This is a genomic window from Citrobacter sp. ABFQG, from assembly GCF_004322975.1.
Taxonomy (GTDB): domain Bacteria; phylum Pseudomonadota; class Gammaproteobacteria; order Enterobacterales; family Enterobacteriaceae; genus Citrobacter; species Citrobacter freundii.
Genome location: NZ_CP036435.1, coordinates 3675841 through 3691207, shown reverse-complemented (window position 1 = coordinate 3691207; position 15367 = coordinate 3675841). Strand labels below are relative to the sequence as shown.

Genomic DNA, 15367 nt, shown 5'->3' with positions numbered 1-15367 from the left:
CAATCATTCATAAAAGAGGCCGGGCTTCGTACCGGATAGATACTTACTTAAAAATCGACAGTTGTTGTCGCTGAGGATTAACAAAAAATGGGGCAATTTTTTGCTTACGCGACGGTTTTCGCCGTAATGGGGGATAACCATGTCGCATAACGCTACTCCAAACACCTCTCGCGTGGAATTACGTAAAACGCTTACGCTGGTTCCGGTTGTCATGATGGGCCTTGCCTATATGCAGCCGATGACGCTGTTCGATACATTCGGTATCGTATCAGGAATGACCGATGGTCACGTCCCGACAGCTTACGCCTTTGCACTGATCGCCATCCTTTTTACCGCACTGAGCTACGGTAAACTGGTACGCCGCTATCCGTCTGCAGGCTCTGCCTACACTTACGCCCAGAAATCCATTAGCCCGACAGTTGGCTTTATGGTGGGTTGGTCATCACTGCTGGACTACCTGTTCGCCCCGATGATCAACATTCTGTTGGCGAAAATTTATTTTGAAGCGCTGGTGCCCTCGATTCCATCGTGGATGTTCGTGGTGGCGCTGGTGGCCTTTATGACCGCCTTCAACCTTCGCAGCCTCAAATCCGTTGCTAATTTCAACACCGTCATCGTGTTGTTGCAGGTGGTGCTGATTGCGGTGATCCTCGGCATGGTCATTTATGGCGTGTTCGAAGGTGAAGGTGCTGGTACGCTGGCGAGCAGCCGTCCATTCTGGTCCGGTGATGCGCACGTGATCCCGATGATCACCGGTGCGACCATCCTGTGCTTCTCGTTCACCGGTTTTGACGGTATCAGCAACCTGTCAGAAGAAACCAAAGACGCTGAGCGCGTGATCCCGCGTGCGATTTTCCTGACCGCGCTGATTGGTGGCCTGATCTTTATCGTCTCCACCTATCTGTTGCAGTTGTACTTCCCGGATATTTCGCGCTTTAAGGATCCAGATGCTTCGCAGCCGGAAATCATGCTGTATGTTGCCGGTAAGTTCTTCCAGGTCGGCGCGCTGATTTTCTCTACCATTACCGTACTGGCGTCCGGTATGGCGGCGCATGCAGGCGTTGCGCGTCTGATGTACGTGATGGGTCGTGACGGCGTATTCCCGAAAAGCTTCTTCGGTTATGTACACCCGAAATGGCGTACTCCGTCCATGAACATCATTCTGGTTGGGGCGATTGCTCTGTTGGCAATCAACTTCGACCTGGTGATGGCGACGGCGCTGATTAACTTTGGTGCGCTGGTGGCATTTACCTTCGTTAACCTGTCGGTAATCTCCCAGTTCTGGATCCGTGAGAAGCGTAACAAGACGCTGAAAGATCACTTCCAGTACCTGTTCCTGCCAATGTGCGGTGCGCTGACCGTTGGCGCGCTGTGGGTGAACCTGGAAGAAAGCTCAATGGTTCTGGGCTTAATCTGGGCGGGTATCGGTCTGATCTACCTGGCTTGCGTGACCAAAAGCTTCCGCAACCCGGTCCCACAGTACGACGAAGATATCGCGTAATAACTGCATTTAGCTGAAAAAAAACGGAGACATGTTCTCCGTTTTTTTATACGTGGGATTTATACAATCTCTTCGGCATACTGCCAGAGTGATTTCAGCAGCATCAACTTTTCTTTGTTATCCGCATATTGCTGGCTCAATAGCTGCAATTCATTGGCGTAATTTTGCAAAAACTCCGGTGTGAATACCTGGCGACGATGGTCCAGCCAGCGCTGCTGTTCAGCTTCGTCCAGCGTTCCCGGGAAGTTACGTGCACGGTAATTAAACAACAGTTTTTCAATGCGCTTATCGACAAAGGAGATATCCAGCGCCGGTAAATTGCGTGGTTCGGTTTCCAGAACGATTTTCATCGCCGCACGGTCAGCATCGCTGAAAAAGCCGTTGTACAGTTGGGCATCCACGTTATCTGATGGAGTAAAGGGTTCCGCATCGGCAAAGATCGCGACCACTTTGTCGCGTATCTGCGGGTTTTCGCGCAGAACTTTGAGATTATCCAGACAATGCTGGCGGTTAATGCCAAGACGGTCGGCATCTTCCGGACGCAGGGTATTCGCCTGTGCCAGTACCGGGCATTTGTTGATGTGCACCAATTTAACCGGTACGGCCGGGTTATCACCCAGATCCGCTTTAGACGTGTAGAGCCGCTCGCGCAGGGCGTCGCTGTCGAGTTCGAGCAGCGGCGAAATATCACCAGCTAAGTCGACCATAATAACCGCGTTACGATTCTCCGGATGCCACGCCAATGGCGCCACCCAACTGGTGTTACCGCGCCATGCGCCGAACATACCAGAGACATGGACCAGAGGTTTCATTTGCGGGACATCAACCAACGCGGCCAGCTTGTGCTTATTACGATGGCTGTAGAGATAATCAAACAGACGCGGCTGACGTGACTTCACTAATTGCGCCATTGCGATCGTGGCGTATACGTCCGCCATCGCATCGTGAGCATTGGCATGCTCAATACCATTAGCTTTGGTCAAATGCTCCAGGCGGAAGCTGGGTAAGCCGTCGTCGTTTTCCGGCCAGTTAATGCCTTCAGGGCGCAGGGCATAGCAGGCGCGCATCACATCCAGCAGATCCCAGCGCGAATTATCGTTCTGCCAACTCCAGGCATAGGGATCGTAGAAATTGCGATACAGGATGTTGCGCGTCACCTCATCATCGAAGCGCACGTTGTTATAGCCCAGGATACAGGTTTTCGGCACGGTGAACAGGGCGTGGATGCGCGCAGCAAAAGCGGCTTCATTCTCTCCCTTTTCACGTGCTTCCTGCGGTGTGATACCCGTAATCAACACCGCCTCAGGCTTCGGCAGATAATCGTCCGCGGGTTTGCAATAAAAGACTTCTGGTTCACCGATGATGTTGAAATCATTATCTGTGCGGATAGCCGCAAATTGCGCGGGTCTGTCCAGCGCCGGATGGGTACCAAAGGTCTCGTAATCGTGGAAGAGAAAACCAGGACAGTTGGAGGTATCTGACATTTCTTTATTACACCTGTATTGGAATTTATTGCCAACATGAAAACCATGTCCTACGGGCTTGGCCATCTGCTGGTTTTGGCTCTGCCTTATTGCCTTGGGATTAAAATCTTACTGGACTGACAGATATTTCTTTTTAAGGGTTTTGGTACGCCGCTTTTGGAGTGTACCAATGCGCCTTCTATGAAGGCGGGTTTTTAATAATAGAACTCAATATACTAGTGTTTTATCCTAGTGCTATCCACTTTTTCCTAAGATAAAACGAATGTAGTCCAATTAGTTGGTGTTACATATAGGATGAAAAACCAGTTTTGTTACGTCTGTAAGTTTCTCTTAGTCTTCGATACAGTCGAATCAAATTTTACTTCCAGTTTGTTAAGACTGCCGAGGTCTGAGGTTTTCTGTTAGTTTACTGAATGATCTATGACTCCCGAACTGTAATGGCTTATATTTTAAACAAAAATGTAACAACACTTTATGCGCAAATACAAAATTAAGTGAGCTCTGTTTTTTTATTTGTGTTGATAAACATGAGTGAGATAAATAGGATTGTTACTGGTATTTCAGCTCTGGCCATCACAGCTTCAGTAACTCCATAGCACATGAGTGAAAATAAAATCGTTAATGCAAATTTATTTTTATTATTAATTACAGCTTTGATTAGGAGGGCTGTTAGGATTAGTATATATGATATACCAAATGCAGAGAGTAGTATGAGATATGAACTATCTAGTGCATAATCTGGAAGCTGAGTTCCGAAAATATAATCCCATGAATTAAGTTCACGTAAAAAATCATGGTAATAAGTTAAGCGCCCGCTCAAAATAAAGTCGATGTTGCTACCGCTTTTTGAAGATAAATAAATAGTGGAAACCAATGCAGCTAAAGGAATAAATGGGATTAACCTAATGGCAATTTGTTTGAATGTATTTATATAGCAAAGCATAAAGAAAAAAATAGCCATTACCATTGCATATCCAGGCGTCCTGGAGTCAGCTATCCATGGAATTACAAAACAAAATGCCATAACTATGTATGAAACAATGCGATATTTATTTTTTATATTTTTTTTAAGAAAGCCAAGGGTTGCGAATAGTGTCATAAAACAGGAAAATGATATGAATCCCGGATAGTTTGCTGACCAGAAACCTAAATTATTCCTGTACCTTCCTGACTCAGCTATATAAACAATATCAGGATGAATTAATCCATTAATGACAAAGGCACAAAAAACAAGCGAAAACATTAGAGTTGAGTAGAAAATGCATTTAACCAGGTTTTTATCTCCAAGTTTCTTCATTAAAAATATAAGCCACACAGTAAATAATATATTTATACATGTAAAGTTATGGCTTGTGATGAAGAAAATCACTATAAAGATAGATGATAAAAGTAAATAAATGCTGCATTTAAAATCTTTGAAATATAAAGCAAAAATAAGAACGCCGACCGCCGTTCTGACATACAGTGCAATTGTTTCCGGTATCAATAGCAATCCTGTAGCCAGAAGAGATGTAATTTGCATAAGAAACAGAATGGCTGTGATTTTTTTCATTACAGACCTTGTTTTATTGTATTATTTTAAACACAAAACCAATTGTAAGTATGGCTACATATCTTATAAAAGGTGATTCTTTTTTTGTCTTTCTTGATGAATACTGATAATATCGATAAAAAAACAAAGTCCCTATATAGGATGAGTCGTCCAATTGATGATATGGTGATTTCATTGAACATTTTTTCTCCGGTTATGAAAGATTCTTTAGAATATATCGTAATTGCTGCGTGTAGTCAATATCATAAGTAGTGTTGATCTTTATGAATACGATCACGACTAAAAAATAGTGTAATTTAGATAAATTTAAAGACTCAATCTTATGATGATCTTGACTCTGCCAATCTTATCACTCGTTTGATTGTGTCATGATAACTTTGTTAAAGAGTACTGAGGCGATTACCTATTGTTCTTATAGAAATACATCTTATCATTTTTAACTTCTCATTATTCTGGCTTTTATTTGAATTGTCTGATTGTGTTTTATATTAAGATAAGCTGTATGTTATGTTTTTTAGTAAAATAATATCAGTCCTTGTCTATGTTGAAAATAGCATAAGGAATGCTGTCAGTTGATGTGTTCATTGATAAATATTAACGGGGGTAAATTATCATTAGAACTGATTTATCATTTTTAATGAATGACAAAGATTAAGATAGAAGCAGTGATGCAATTATCGATTCTGATGCAATAGATATTTAATTGATTGAGAATTATTATTATTGTTGTTGCTACTTTGCGCCCGATTCGTGGTGTTCTGGAAACTTTAAAAGTCTTTTATAAACAAAGAGTTTTTATTTGTGTCAATTCGCTGTCATGCATTGTAATGAAATGTGATTAATGTAAAAAATAAATATTCTAAACGCCATATAATCATTGGATATATCTAATAACAGGAGGTTATATGAGCATTAGTCGGCGTAATTTTTTGCGAGGAGTGGGTATAGGCTGTTCAGCCTGTGCGATAGGCAGTTTTCCGCCAGGCGCACTGGCACGAAATTCTCCTGAGAGTATCAAAGGGAAAACATCCCTGACGCCAAGTTTGTGTGAAATGTGTTCTTATCGTTGCCCGATACAGGCGCAGGTAATTAATAACAAAACGGTTTTTATTCAAGGGAACCCTAATGCTCCTCAACAAGGCACGCGTGTCTGCGCTCGTGGCGGCAGCGGCGTTAGCCTGGTCAACGACCCTCATCGCATTGTTAAACCCATGAAACGCACAGGACCTCGCGGGAGCGGAGAATGGCAGGTTATTAGCTGGGAACAAGCGTATAAAGAAATTGCCGAAAAAATGACGGCAATTAAAACGCAGCATGGTCCTCAGGGCGTCGTCTTTTCTTCTAAATCCGGTTCGCTTTCAGGGCATTTATTTCAACTGGCGACGGCTTTCGGATCGCCAAACACCTTTACGCACGCGTCGACATGCCCGGCCGGAAAATCGATTGCCGCCAAAGTGATGATGGGCGGCGATTTGGCCATGGATATCGCCAATACCCGTTATATGGTCTCTTTTGGTCACAACCTTTATGAAGGAATTGAGGTTGCCGAAACGCATGAACTGATGATGGCGCAGGAAAAGGGCGCAAAAATGGTCAGCTTCGACCCTCGTCTGTCCGTCTTCTCCAGCAAGGCGGATGAATGGCATGCGCTCAAACCGGGCGGCGACTTGCCGGTGTTGATGGCCATGTGTCACGTCATGATCAATGAAAAATTGTATGACGCGGACTTCGTTGCGCGCTACACCACAGGGTTTGACCAACTGGCAGAAGCAGTACAAGAGACCACGCCGGAATGGGCGCAAAAGCAAGCTGATGTGCCTGCTGATGTCATTGTTCGGGTCACCCGAGAAATGGCCGCCTGCGCGCCTCATGCTATCGTCAGCCCGGGCCATCGTGCGACGTTCTCGCAAGAAGAAATTGATATGCGGCGCATGATTTTTACCCTCAATGTGCTGCTTGGCAATATTGAGCGTGAAGGCGGTTTATACCAGAAAAAAGCGGCGGCAACTTATAATAAGCTGGCCGGAGAGAAGGTCGCTCCGGTGCTGGCAAAACCCGATGTCAAATTACCCAAGCCAACGGCGCAGCGTATCGATCTGGTAGCCCCGCAGTTTAAGTACATCGCGGCGGGCGGTGGTGTGGTGCAAAGCATCATTGATGCTGTGTTAAACCAGACGCCTTATCCGGTGAAGGGATGGATTATGTCCCGACACAACCCTTTCCAAACCGTTACCTGCCGACCGGATCTGGTCAAAACCGTTGAACAGCTCGACCTTGTGGTCAGTTGTGATGTTTATCTAAGCGAAAGCGCGGCGTATGCCGACTACCTTTTGCCTGAATGTACTTACCTTGAGCGCGATGAAGAAGTTTCAGACATGTCGGGTCTGAATCCAGCCTATGCCCTGCGCCAGCAGGTAGTAGAACCTATTGGTGATGCGCGTCCAAGCTGGCAAATCTGGAAAGAGCTGGCCGTGCAGTTAGGCCTTGGGCAATTCTACCCATGGCAGGATATGCAAACGCGTCAGTTATACCAGCTTAATGGCGATCATGCGCTGTCTGCTGAACTGCGTGAGAAAGGGTATCGGGAGTGGGGTGTTCCGTTACTGCTGCGTGAACCTGAAGCGGTGCGTCAGTTTGTGGAACGCTATCCGGGCGCGGTGGCGGTTGACAGCGACGGTACCTATGGGGAGCAACTGCGCTTTAAATCCCCTTCAGGAAAAATAGAGCTTTATTCTGAAGAGCTGGAGACGCTCCTGCCTGGCTACGGTATTCCGCGCGCGCGCAATTTTGCGCTCAAAGGCGATAGTGAGCTCTATTTTATCCAGGGAAAAGTGGCGGTTCATACCAACGGTGCGACGCAATACGTGCCACTGCTTAGCGAGTTGATGTGGGACAACGCGGTGTGGATCCACCCGCAAACGGCCCGTGAAAAAGGCATCAAAAGCGGCGATGACATCTGGCTGGAAAATGCGACCGGTAAGGAAAAAGGCAAAGCGCTGGTCACCGCCGGAATTCGGCCCGATACGCTGTTTGTTTATATGGGGTTTGGCGCCAAGGCGGGAGCCAAAACCGCGGCGACAACGCACGGTGTCCATTGCGGTAATTTGCTTCCGCATGTCACCAGTCCGGTTTCCGGTACAGTGGTGCACACCGCTGGCGTTACGCTTCGTCGGGCATGAGAAAGGAGAACATCATGAATCAATCTACAAACCCTTATGTCATGCTGCATGACGAGAAACGCTGTATTGGCTGCCAGGCATGTACGGTTGCCTGCAAAGTTTTGAATGACGTGCCAGAGGGATTTAGCCGTCTACAGGTGCAGATCCGTTCACCTGAACATGAACCCGAGGTGCTATCCCACTTCCAGTTTGTTCGCGTTTCCTGTCAGCATTGTGAAGATGCGCCGTGTGTCAGCGTTTGTCCGACCGGTGCGTCATTTCGCGACGAAAATGGCATTGTGCAAGTGGATAAGTCTCGCTGTATTGGCTGTGACTATTGCGTTGCCGCTTGTCCGTTCCACGTCCGTTATCTCAATCCGCAAACGGGAATTGCCGACAAATGTAACTTCTGTGCAGATACCCGACTGGAGACTGGACAATCGCCCGCCTGCGTTTCCGTTTGCCCGACGGATGCGCTGAAATTTGGTCGTCGTGACGACCCGGAAATTCAGCACTGGATAAATCAGAAAGAGGTTTATCGCCAGCAGGATACGCGTAGCGGCCCGGTGAGTGTTTATCGGCGTAAAGAGATCCATCAGGAGGGTAAAGCATGAATTCTATCTGGGGAGCAGAGCTTAACTATGCGCCGGACTACTGGCCGCTGTGGCTCATTTATGCAGGCGTTGTTATTGTGCTGATGATTGCGGGCCTGGTTTTACACGCGCTGTTACGTCGGATGTTGTCACCCAAAACAGCAACTGGAGAAGAACATCGGGATTACCTCTATTCGCTGGCAGTTCGCCGCTGGCACTGGGGTAATGCGCTGCTTTTTATCCTGCTTCTGCTGAGTGGCCTGTTTGGGCACTTCTCTGTCGGACCGGTGGCATTGATGGTGCAGGTACATACCTGGTGCGGTTTCGCCCTGTTGGCCTTCTGGGTTGGTTTTGTGCTAATCAACGCAACCAGCGGCAACGGTTGTCATTATCGGGTGAAGTTTAACGGGTTGATATCACGCTGCTTGTTGCAAACGCGTTTTTATCTGTATGGCATCATGAAAGGTGAGCCGCACCCGTTTGCCGCAACGGCAGAGAGTAAATTTAACCCGCTACAACAGTTGGCTTATCTGGCCATCATGTATGCGCTGGTTCCGCTGTTGATCATTACCGGGTTGTTATGTCTCTACCCGCAGGTAATAGGGGCAGGGCCTGTGATGCTGGTGCTGCATATGGTGTTGGCGATTGTCGGCTTACTGTTCATCTGTGCACATATTTACCTGTGCACGCTGGGTGACACACCGGGGCAAATTTTCCGCAGCATGATAGATGGCTATCATCGTCATCGCACCCATCACGCAGAGACAGCACCGCGCAAAGGGTAATGCCCGCCGCGGTTGATATCTGAAAACCTTTCCTTACAGCAAGAAAATGTGCCTTATGTCACATTTTCTTGCAATTTATCCATGTTTGTTCGCCAGAACTTCCGTAAAAAGAACGGCTATTTCTCCATTTCCTGAGGACATGCTGTTGAAACGCCGTTTGTTTATTGCCGCTTCACTCTTTGCGATGAGTTTTTCGCCCGCGTACGCGACCGAGGTCGTAAGCTTTTCCCCACAGCCACCTGCGATTAATGCCGGGGCGTGGGTATTAATGGATTACACCACGGGCCAAATCCTGACAGCCGGAAATGAACACCAGCAGCGCAACCCTGCCAGCCTGACCAAGCTGATGACTGGTTATGTTGTCGATCGCGCAATTGACAGCAAGCGTATTAGTCCGACAGATATTGTCACCGTTGGGCGCGACGCCTGGGCGAAAGATAATCCGGTATTCGTCGGTTCATCCTTAATGTTCCTGAAAGAAGGGGATCGCGTTTCTGTGCGCGACCTGAGTCGTGGGTTAATTGTTGATTCCGGTAATGATGCCTGTGTGGCGCTGGCGGATTACATCGCCGGAGGGCAGCCGCAGTTTGTCGCGATGATGAACAACTATGTGCAAAAGCTGAACCTGCGGGACACGCATTTTGAAACGGTACATGGTCTGGATGCGCCAGGTCAGCATAGCTCAGCTTACGATCTGGCCGTGCTGTCGCGAGCTATCATCCATGGAGAGCCGGATTTCTACCATATGTACAGTGAAAAAAGCCTTACCTGGAACGGAATCACGCAGCAAAACCGTAACGGTTTGTTGTGGGATAAAACCATGAACGTCGATGGCCTGAAGACTGGGCATACCTCCGGCGCTGGATTCAACCTGATTGCTTCTGCTGTTGATGGGCAGCGCCGCCTGATTGCGGTTGTGATGGGGGCGGAGAGTGCGAAAGGACGTGAAGAGCAGGCGAGAAAACTGCTGCAATGGGGACAACAGAACTTCGATACCGTGCAGGTTTTACGTAGCGGTAAGCAGGTCGGTATTGAACGGATCTGGTATGGCGATAAAGAAAAAATTAGCCTTGGCACAGAGCAGGATTTCTGGATGGCCCTGCCTAAAGCCGAAGTCGCGAATATCAAGGCAAAATATGTTCTTGATAAGAAAGAACTGGTTGCCCCCATTGCTGCCCATCAACGTGTGGGGGAAATTGAACTCTACGATCGGGATAAACTGGTGGCGCACTGGCCTCTGGTTACGCTGGAGTCTGTCAACGAAGGCGGCGTCTTCTCGCGTTTGAGCGATTACTTCCACCATAAGGCGTAGTTTTTCCTGATGTGCCTGACTGGCAAGAGTGCGAATCTGCTCACATAATAATCACTGATTCCTTGTGGCCGTCATATCTAAAAATTACACTGTATATAAATACAGTGTAATAACGGAGGTTATATGGAGTACGAGATAAAGCAGGTCGAGAAACGCATAATTGCCGGTTTCCATATGGTTGGACCGTGGGAACAAACGGTAAAGCAAGGTTTCGAACAGTTAATGATGTGGGTCGACGGTAAGCAGATCGTACCGCTGGAATGGATAGCCGTTTATTACGACAATCCTGACGTTGTTCCGGCGGAAAAACTTCGTTGTGATACCGTGGTGTCTGTGCCTGAAGGTTTTGAGATCCCGGAAAACAGCGAAGGCGTGATCCAGACCGAGCTGGCAGGTGGCGACTATGCTATAGCCGTTGCGCGCGTTGAAAATCATGACTTCGCGACGCCGTGGTATCAGTTTTTTGAGCGCCTGATGCAGGATTCGACGTATGCGATAGCGGCTAAACCCTGTTTTGAAGTTTATATGAACAACGGCATGGAGGACGGTTACTGGGACATTGAAATGTACGTGCCGGTACAGTTGAAGTAACTGTTTTTGGTGTAAATCAGGATGAATGTCCTGGTCATCAGGATGATGTTTTCACCGTAAAAACAGGTACAATTCGCTTCTTTGCTATTCCCTGACGGAGTGCATGAGTGCGTGCAGATAAGTCGCTGAGTCCTTTTGAAATTCGTTTGTATCGTCATTATCGTGTGGTGCATGGCATTCGCATTGCGCTGGCGTTTCTTCTTACTTTTCTGTTGGTACGCCTGTTAAACATTCCCGAAGGTACATGGCCTCTGATCACGCTGGTGGTGATTATGGGGCCAATTTCTTTTTGGGGTAACGTTGTTCCCAGAGCGTTTGAGCGTATAGGCGGAACGATCCTGGGCTCGGTGCTTGGATTGATTGCCCTGCGTCTGGAACTCTTTTCGCTTCCGCTAATGCTAATCTGGTGCGCGGTGGCGATGTTTCTCTGTGGCTGGTTGGCGTTGGGTAAAAGGCCGTATCAGGCGCTGCTGATTGGCATTACGCTTGCCGTGGTAGTGGGGGCGCCTGCCGGAGATATGAATACCGCGTTATGGCGCGGTGGCGACGTTATTTTGGGTTCGTTACTGGCGATGCTGTTTACTGGCATCTGGCCGCAGCGGGCATTTATACACTGGCGTATCCAATTGGCACATTGTGTGACGGGGTACAATCGGGTGTATCAGGCCGCGCTATCCCCTAATTTGCTTGAGCAACCGCGGCTTGAGAAGCATTTACAGCAGCTCTTAAGCGACGTTGTCAAAATGCGCGGACTCATCGTTCCCGCCAGTAAAGAAACCCGTATTCAAAAATCCATTTTTGAGGCTATTCAAACGGTTAACCGCAATCTGGTCTGCATGCTTGAGCTGCAAATTAATGCGCTTTGGGCCAGCCGCACCAGCCACTTTGTCATGCTGAATGCACAAACTTTGCGTGAAACTCAGCTCAGGATGCAGCAGGCGCTACTGACCATAACCCACGCCTTGTACGAAGGAAATCCGCAGCCGGTGCTTGCCAATACGGAAAAGCTCAATGACACCGTGGCGGAGTTGCGTCAGCTCATTGCTGAGCATAAAGGCGATAATGTCGCAGAAACGCCCATTCACGGCTACGTTTGGTTGAACATGGAAATGGCGCGACAGCTGGAGTTGCTCTCACATTTAATCTGTCGCGCGCTGCGCAAATAAAGAGCAGATGAGGCGATAGGTTCTACTGCTGCTTCGATTCAGCAAAGATTAGAGGTATGATACTGAAAAAGGCTAAAACCATTGGTAACTGCAATGGCTTTACCCTCGATAATTCAGGTTTCAACCATGCATTGTCGATGCAGATGCAACTTGAAGTATGGCGGGCATGAAAGTAATGTTGACCCACTTTAGCCGTTGTTTTAACGAATCCGAATCTCACATTATCAGGGGTGTAAAAATGGAAACTACCAAGCCTTCTTTCCAGGACGTGCTGGAATTTGTTCGTCTGTTCCGTCGTAAAAACAAACTGCAACGTGAAATTCAGGACGTTGAGAAAAAGATCCGTGACAACCAGAAACGCGTTCTGCTGTTGGACAACCTGAGCGACTACATCAAGCCTGGAATGAGCGTGGAAGCGATTCAGGGCATTATCGCCAGCATGAAAAGCGATTATGAAGATCGTGTTGATGATTACATCATCAAAAACGCTGAGATCTCTAAAGAGCGCCGCGACATCTCTAAAAAGCTGAAAGCGATGGGCGAAGTGAAAAACGCCGATGCGAAAGCTGAGTAACGATTTTATGCTCGTTTGGGTCGCTGCTTAGCGGCGGCCCTTATTGCAGTTCGACCCCGCCAGTTACCATCCGCAACAAATGTTGTTCCGGCCAGTGCACTGTCAATTTTTTCTGCGTCAGCATCCATTTAATGTAGTCCACATCATGACGCCTTCTGTCGAGCATCAGACCGACGACGCTGCCGCTGTGCGCGACGTTGACGCCGTATAAATCACATTCTTCTACCAGTGCTAATAGTGAATCAAAATCTGGTTTAGGTAACAGCAACTGGCTGGCGATCGCGCTCAGCGTGGCGGCTTCGCCCATCCGATAAGGGTTTTGACTGATACAGGCTTCCTGTACCTTTTCCCATGCGCGTTTCAGAGCTGGGGCGCCCGCCAGTAGCCCTGACTGACGTGGAGTACGGTGATAATCAGCAGTAAGCAAGGTTTCCGGACTTTCGAGAACCAGCAGATCGAGTTGTGGCTGGGATTCACAGGCAATTTGCGTGGAGGCGTCGTTATGATCGAACAGCGTAAGCTGGCGGAAAACGGTGCTGTCGGTAGGTTCCAGCGAAACGCAAAGCTGCGCCAGAGTGGATTCGTCTAGCTGATGCCCCAGATACTGTGCCGTGGCGATTGCCGTGGCGGCGATATCCGCTGTGCTGCTGGCCATCCCTTTAGCGACAGGAATGGTTGACTGGACATCTATTCGGATATCCTGACTCATGTGTGCCGGGTATTGCCAGTGCAGCAATAACCTCTCAACCATTGCTCGCGAAAGTGGACGTTCATCTGTCAGCGGTGAACCTGAAGTGACCTCAACGGTGCTATACCATTCAACCGGGCAGGAGACCAATTTCTCACTGCCCAGAATCCAGCCCTGGATAAGTTCTCCGCACGATGCGGGACATTGCGCAACAGCCACGTCTTCACCTATGTGATCAGCAATCCTCGGCGCATAGTGTCATGGCGATCGCGCTATTACCATGATTTGCCGCAATTTGCGGTGCGGCAGTATTATGCAGGAATGCCCAATGTCACAGTTTCAGATATCGCTAAACGCATAACGTCTTGCGCAATCATTAGCTCTTCATTGGTATTAATCACTGCTACTTTGACTATCGCATTTTCCGTTTGAATGAAGGTGGCATTACGCTGATTTTTTTCCTCATCAACGGCCAGACCCAGGAAATTCAGGTTACGACAAATCGCAGCGCGCGCCCGTGCGGAGTTTTCGCCAATACCACCGGTAAAAACCAGGGCATCCAGACCGCCCATCTGCATAATATAGCTACCAATGGTGGCACGAATGCGCTCAGCAAAAAGCGTCAACGCCAGCGCAGCCTGGTGATTGCCCGTATCTGCGGCATGTTCAACGTCGCGGTAGTCAGGTGAGATGCCAGAAACACCGAGCAATCCGGACTCATTGTTGAGCAATTGATTGAGCTGCTGCGGTGTTTTGCCTTCTCGCAGGGCTATCCAGGGCAAAATGGATGGATCAATATCGCCACTTCGCGTGCCCATCATCACGCCAGACTGTGGTGTAAAGCCCATTGACGTATTCACCGATTGTCCGCCTTTGATGGCGCAGATGCTGCTGCCGTTGCCCAGATGACAACAAACAACGCGCAGGGCGCTGAGTGGCACACCCAGTTTTTCAGCAAGCTGTGAGCTAACGTATTTGTGGCTGGTACCATGAAAACCGTAACGACGAATACCCAACTCGACATAGTAACGCCAGGGCAGGGGATAGATGAAAGAAGGCTCATCAAGCGTTTGATGAAACGCGGTGTCGAACACCGCAACGGCTGGCGTTTTGGGCAATAGCTGGCGGAATACCGCGATCCCCAACGCATTTACTGGGTTATGCAGTGGAGCCAGTTCCGCGAGTCGCTCGATTTCTGCCAGCGTTTCATCAGTTACCAGCGCGGAGTCTTTAAAGGATTCCCCGCCGTGTGCGACGCGGTGGCCCACGCCGTCGATCTCTTCCAGACTGCTGATAATGTGGTGGTTGAGCAGTTTTTCCAGAAGCAACGTTACGGCTTCACGGTGATCTGCTACAGGCAAAGTCTCCTGCCATTTCTGCGCTGGTGTTTTTAGGGTGACCTGTGCATCAGACAAACCGATACGTTCTATCAACCCCTGGCAGATCATTTCACCCTGCGGCATCGCCAGTAGTTGAAACTTAAGCGAGGAACTACCTGCGTTAATGGCCATTATTTTGTGAGACATGAAGGTTCCTTTGCATTCAGAAAAATGAACATCTCATCGACCCCGGTATTCTCCAGCGCGCTGGTGACAAATACTTTTTGCGCACCAGCCTGAGCTAACCAACTCTCCACAAGAGAAATACGCTGCGGGTTGGCTAAATCGGCTTTGGTAACGAGGCCAATAACGGGTCGGTTCATTGGTCCGGTAAAACCGGGAGAAAATGGTGACCACGGCGCGTCAGCATTGAGTACCAGCGCAATAATGTCCGCTTCACAGGCGCTGGCCAGCAGCGCACTGTACAGGCAGCGGTTCTCAAGATATTCACCCGGTGTGTCTATTGTCGTAGGTGACCAGACTATGGCCTGGGTCTTCTGATAGTGGAGCACCTCTCCGCGCATGCACTGTGTGAGCGACGTTTTACCGCACTGGCTGGGGCCAATTAGCATGATACGTTTCAT

Annotated in this window: 13 protein-coding genes; 8 read left to right on the top strand and 5 right to left on the bottom strand. The window is 48.4% G+C overall.

The window, feature by feature from the left end; translation table 11 throughout:
* The first annotated feature begins 139 nt into the window (after window positions 1–139).
* Window positions 140–1501: a putrescine/proton symporter PlaP gene (gene plaP / locus WN16_RS18225; protein ID WP_003844275.1), complete on the top strand. Its 1362-nt coding sequence runs from the start codon at window positions 140–142 to the stop codon at window positions 1499–1501.
* A gap of 59 nt (window positions 1502–1560) precedes the next feature.
* Here the strand turns inward: plaP and sbcB are convergent, their stop codons facing one another.
* Both sbcB and WN16_RS18215 read right to left on the bottom strand, forming a co-directional pair.
* Window positions 1561–2985 (bottom strand): exodeoxyribonuclease I, encoded by a 1425-nt coding sequence (gene sbcB, locus WN16_RS18220; protein ID WP_047715910.1) that lies wholly within the window; start codon window positions 2983–2985, stop codon window positions 1561–1563.
* Between the two features lie 490 nt (window positions 2986–3475).
* Window positions 3476–4537: a hypothetical protein gene (locus WN16_RS18215; RefSeq protein ID WP_044701556.1), complete on the bottom strand. Its 1062-nt coding sequence runs from the start codon at window positions 4535–4537 to the stop codon at window positions 3476–3478.
* Between the two features lie 905 nt (window positions 4538–5442).
* Here WN16_RS18215 and phsA point away from each other — a divergent pair.
* The 7 genes from phsA (at window position 5443) to WN16_RS18180 (ending at window position 12716) form a co-directional block, all read left to right on the top strand.
* Window positions 5443–7716, top strand: coding sequence for a thiosulfate reductase PhsA (phsA, locus tag WN16_RS18210; protein ID WP_047715909.1), 2274 nt, complete (start codon window positions 5443–5445; stop codon window positions 7714–7716).
* Window positions 7717–7730: 14 nt separating this feature from the next.
* Window positions 7731–8309, top strand: coding sequence for a thiosulfate reductase electron transport protein PhsB (gene phsB / locus WN16_RS18205; RefSeq protein WP_003844270.1), 579 nt, complete (start codon window positions 7731–7733; stop codon window positions 8307–8309).
* The gene (gene phsC / locus WN16_RS18200) at window positions 8306–9073 is read left to right on the top strand and encodes a thiosulfate reductase cytochrome B subunit (protein ID WP_044701554.1); all 768 of its coding nucleotides are present in this window, start codon (window positions 8306–8308) and stop codon (window positions 9071–9073) included. The genes phsB and phsC overlap by 4 nt, the downstream gene beginning before the upstream one ends.
* A gap of 139 nt (window positions 9074–9212) precedes the next feature.
* Window positions 9213–10385, top strand: a complete 1173-nt coding sequence (dacD, locus tag WN16_RS18195) for a serine-type D-Ala-D-Ala carboxypeptidase DacD (RefSeq protein WP_044701552.1) — start codon at window positions 9213–9215, stop codon at window positions 10383–10385.
* 123 nt (window positions 10386–10508) lie between these two features.
* Window positions 10509–10976 (top strand): DNA gyrase inhibitor SbmC, encoded by a 468-nt coding sequence (sbmC, locus tag WN16_RS18190; protein WP_003030184.1) that lies wholly within the window; start codon window positions 10509–10511, stop codon window positions 10974–10976.
* A 107-nt stretch (window positions 10977–11083) separates the two neighbouring features.
* Window positions 11084–12142 carry an FUSC family protein gene (locus WN16_RS18185; protein ID WP_044701549.1) on the top strand — a complete coding sequence of 353 codons (1059 nt, stop codon included), beginning with the start codon at window positions 11084–11086 and terminating at the stop codon, window positions 12140–12142.
* 238 nt (window positions 12143–12380) lie between these two features.
* Complete coding sequence (locus WN16_RS18180; protein ID WP_003030187.1) at window positions 12381–12716, top strand: DUF496 family protein; 336 nt, start codon at window positions 12381–12383, stop codon at window positions 12714–12716.
* 40 nt (window positions 12717–12756) lie between these two features.
* Here the strand turns inward: WN16_RS18180 and WN16_RS18175 are convergent, their stop codons facing one another.
* The 3 genes from WN16_RS18175 to pduV all read right to left on the bottom strand — a co-directional run bounded on the left by WN16_RS18175 (window position 12757) and on the right by pduV (window position 15367).
* Entirely contained in the window at window positions 12757–13623 is an 867-nt protein-coding gene (locus WN16_RS18175; RefSeq protein WP_003844259.1) for an L-threonine kinase, read from the bottom strand.
* 92 nt (window positions 13624–13715) lie between these two features.
* Window positions 13716–14930, bottom strand: a complete 1215-nt coding sequence (locus tag WN16_RS18170) for an acetate/propionate family kinase (RefSeq protein WP_044701547.1) — start codon at window positions 14928–14930, stop codon at window positions 13716–13718.
* Window positions 14915–15367, bottom strand: a complete 453-nt coding sequence (pduV, locus tag WN16_RS18165) for a propanediol utilization protein PduV (RefSeq protein WP_003838992.1) — start codon at window positions 15365–15367, stop codon at window positions 14915–14917. The genes WN16_RS18170 and pduV overlap by 16 nt, the downstream gene beginning before the upstream one ends.